The 3,612-nt window shown below is 47.9% G+C and carries 5 protein-coding genes and 1 riboswitch; of the genes, 4 read left to right on the top strand and 1 reads right to left on the bottom strand.

Annotated features, from left to right (window positions below):
* Positions 1 to 86 precede the first annotated feature (86 nt).
* A complete protein-coding gene (locus MHN01_RS20290; protein ID WP_239413066.1) occupies positions 87 to 434 on the bottom strand; it encodes a VOC family protein in 348 nt (115 codons plus the stop codon).
* A gap of 233 nt (positions 435 to 667) precedes the next feature.
* A riboswitch (TPP riboswitch) is annotated at positions 668 to 765 on the top strand.
* 68 nt (positions 766 to 833) lie between these two features.
* On the opposite strand from MHN01_RS20290, the gene thiD reads away from it, so the two are divergent.
* The 4 genes from thiD to MHN01_RS20270 all read left to right on the top strand — a co-directional run.
* Entirely contained in the window at positions 834 to 1,661 is an 828-nt protein-coding gene (thiD, locus tag MHN01_RS20285; protein WP_239413063.1) for a bifunctional hydroxymethylpyrimidine kinase/phosphomethylpyrimidine kinase, read from the top strand.
* A gap of 5 nt (positions 1,662 to 1,666) precedes the next feature.
* Positions 1,667 to 2,446: an ABC transporter ATP-binding protein gene (locus MHN01_RS20280; protein WP_370646527.1), complete on the top strand. Its 780-nt coding sequence runs from the start codon at positions 1,667 to 1,669 to the stop codon at positions 2,444 to 2,446.
* A 19-nt stretch (positions 2,447 to 2,465) separates the two neighbouring features.
* Positions 2,466 to 3,260 (top strand): ABC transporter permease, encoded by a 795-nt coding sequence (locus tag MHN01_RS20275; RefSeq protein WP_239413064.1) that lies wholly within the window; start codon positions 2,466 to 2,468, stop codon positions 3,258 to 3,260.
* Positions 3,261 to 3,328: 68 nt separating this feature from the next.
* A partial coding sequence (locus MHN01_RS20270; protein ID WP_239413062.1) for an ABC transporter substrate-binding protein occupies positions 3,329 to 3,612 on the top strand: 284 nt, incomplete at its 3' end.

Here is a 3,612-nt window from a genome sequence, read left to right as displayed (position 1 = left end):
TACGTTCGCAGTAACGATGAATCACCAAAGGCGCTAGATAGCGCCTTTGGTGTTTATGAGGCTACCTAAATCATAAACTAGCAATATTATTTATCGGACCATATCGCAAGCTCGTTGCCACTTGGCTCGATAAAATGAAAACGACGCCCACCCGGAAATGAAAAGATAGGTCTAACAATAACCCCGCCCGCCTTTTCGACATTTTGCAGCGAAGTCTCAAGATCCTGACTGTAAAGTACAACCAAAGCGCCGCCATTGGCTGTGGTCGAACTCAATGTCGACTGAAAAAAGCCGCCATCTAACCCTTGATTGGAAAATGCGGAATAGTCTTCACCATAATCAACAAACTCCCAACCAAATGCCTGAGTAAAAAAAGCCTTTGTCGCAGAAAGGTCCACCGCAGAGAATTCAACATAATTGATTTTTTCATGCATTTCTTTTTGGGAATTATCCATATTTAACCTCTTGAGATTAATTATTCCATCTTTATTTGTCTAAAGCTTACACATATTGGTTATTATAATCTCAGGGGCTGAGCAGTTAAAACGGTCCTGACCCAGAAATTTTCACAATCATGTTTGCTCTATGATAAAAAACATGGTTAGAATAACGGGAAATTGATAACAGCATCATTTGCTGTTTAGTCAAACAAATTAAACGAATTTTAGTACGTTAGTCGGGGAGCCTTTGGCTGAGACCATTTCGATGGGACCCGTTGAACCTGATCCATTTAATAATGGCGTAGGGAACTAGCAACCGTGTCTCTCTGCGCCCTTCTCTCCTGTGGCCTTTCTTTGACACCTGCTACCCTGCGCTCAACTTTAGGGGTAGTTATGGCAATTTCATCAAAAACACCAATCACACTAACGATTGCCGGCTCTGATAGCGGCGGCGGTGCTGGCATCCAGGCCGACATCAAGGCTATTTCGGCGACAGGAAGCTACGCCTGTTCCGTCATCACCGCATTGACGGCACAAAATACTCAAGGTGTGTCTGGTATACTGGCTGTTGAGCCAGAGTTTGTCGAACAACAACTAGACAGTGTCTTTACTGATCTTGATGTCAAAGCTGTAAAAGTTGGCATGCTAAGTGACAGCAATATTATCCGGGTAGTTGCCACCAAACTACGTCAATACCAGCCTAAACACCTGGTTGTCGATCCTGTCATGGTCGCGACCAGCGGCGATCTCCTACTACAGCAAGATGCTATTTCAAGCCTGAAATCAGAACTGTTGCCGTTAGCTGATGTTATTACCCCTAATCTACCTGAAGCAGCAGCCCTACTAGGTGTCGCTATCCCTCACAGCGAGCAGGAAATGGCGAATATGATAGACGGATTACGTGAAATCGGCGCTAAATCCGTTCTTCTCAAAGGCGGTCACCTGGAACAGGACACCAACAGTACCGACCTGCTTATTCTGGCTAATGATGTGGTCCGCATGAGCACACCTCGAATTCCGACTAGCAATACCCACGGAACCGGCTGCACATTGTCTTCGGCAACCGCATCGTTTCTTGCCCAGGGCATTGAGCTAACAACTGCCGTCCAATGCGCAAAATCCTATATCACAAAAGCTATCAGCCACGCTGACGAACTTGAAATTGGCTCGGGCCATGGGCCTGTACACCACTTCTTTGCTGGCCACTACCAACCGGAATAAGAGCAATGGCGATACCTGTATCTGCAACAACCAGTCATTCTCGTGCTGTCGAAGTTCTTATGCAGCACGTCTCGCTGACATACAAAGATGCCAATGATGCTCTGTTCATCGATTTGAATCTTACCCTGCCCGCCGGCGAATGGACATGCCTGCTAGGGAAAAGTGGCTGTGGCAAAACAACATTGCTAAGACAACTTGCAGGGCTGAATGAAGATCGTGTCAATTGGCATGGCAGCCTTGCCACATCAGATAATAAGCCCCTGTTTGAACGTATTGCCTATATGGCCCAGCAAGACCTGTTACTGCCATGGCTGTCGGTGATGGATAACGTTTGCCTAAGCCATCGTTTTGGTTCGTCTCCCTCCCCTCAGGATCAGGATAAAGCCGTCAGGCTGCTTCAGGCAGTAGGGTTGGAAACCTATGCCACAGCAATGCCAGATCAACTTTCGGGAGGAATGCGCCAGCGGGTAGCACTGGCCAGAACGCTGATGCAGGACAAACCGCTGGTGCTTATGGATGAGCCATTCTCGGCACTCGATGCCGTGACACGCCATAAATTGCAGACTCTGTCGGCCGAGCTTCTTAAAGACCGTACTGTTTTGCTGATCACTCATGATCCACAGGAAGCACTGCGTCTCGGGCACAATATCTACATCATGACTGGCAAGCCTGCCAAACTCATTGAACTTGATACGCCGACATCACCGCCACCAAGGCAGTTCGATGCCCAAATGGCAAACCACCAGCAGACCATTATTGATCAACTGGAGCAAGATTATGGCTGATCAACCCACTACCAATACCATGACCGAATCAGTCCAAATCCGGCATTTATTTCCGGAACAGCGCCGCGGACTATCGCAAAGCCTGATGCGCATTCTGATCAGCTTTGTTGTGATTATCGGACTATGGCAGGCCTCAGTCGTTGCATTCGACATGCCGGCCTTCATTTTACCAGGCCCGGCAGCAGTCTTAAGCAAGTTAATCGAACGCTCTGATGTGTTATGGCACCACACAATAGTCACCAGTACCGAAGTTATACTCGGACTGTTGCTTGGTTTGATCATGGGGCTGTTTTTTGCATTGCAAATGTTACTTTTTGCCCCATTACGCCGCTGGCTACTACCAATTCTTATCACCAGTCAGGCAATTCCCGTCTTTGCTATCGCCCCGATTCTAATGCTGTGGCTGGGATATGGTATTGCCTCGAAAGTTGTCATGGCCGCCCTGATTATCTTTTTCCCGGTAACAACCTGCTGTTATGACGGCCTTCGCCATACACCTTCAGGATATCTGGATCTGGCCAAAACCATGGGCGCAACGCGCTGGCAACTGCTATGGAAAATTCGGTTACCGGCGGCCCTGCCAGCTTTGGCCTCAGGCATTAGAGTCGCAGTTGTCGTCGCTCCAATCGGCGCTGTAATTGGCGAATGGGTAGGCTCTAGTGAAGGGCTTGGCTATTTAATGCTACAGGCCAACGCCCGTATGTTCGTTGACGAAATGTTTGCCGCCCTTTTTATCCTGGCTTTCTTTTCAGTCAGTCTCTATTTCACCGCCGATATATTGCTGAAAAAAGCAATTCCGTGGCAAAGCAAATAACACCAACAAAGGCCTGAATGTCAGGCGAATAAAAAATACAGATAACAACTTAAGGACAGGAACAATCAATGAAAAAGCATTTACTCCATGGATTTACTGCACTTTCTCTTTCGATGGCTTCATTCAATGCGGCAGCAGAAAAGGTCACCCTGATGCTGGACTGGTTCGTCAACCCCAATCACGGCCCTATCATCCTGGCACAAGAAAAAGGTTGGTTCGCCGAGCAAGGACTTGAGGTCGAGATTCAGGAACCTGCTGACCCGAGTATTCCGGACAAGCTTGTTGCCGCAGGCAAGATTGATATGGCCGTTTCGTACCAAAGCACGCTTATTTCAAGTACTGCAGCCGGTTT

The sequence above is a fragment of the Photobacterium sp. OFAV2-7 genome (genome assembly GCF_022347985.1).
Taxonomy (GTDB): Bacteria; Pseudomonadota; Gammaproteobacteria; order Enterobacterales; family Vibrionaceae; genus Photobacterium.
Note: the sequence above shows the minus strand (reverse complement) of the source record. Positions and strands in the feature narration are given on the sequence as shown.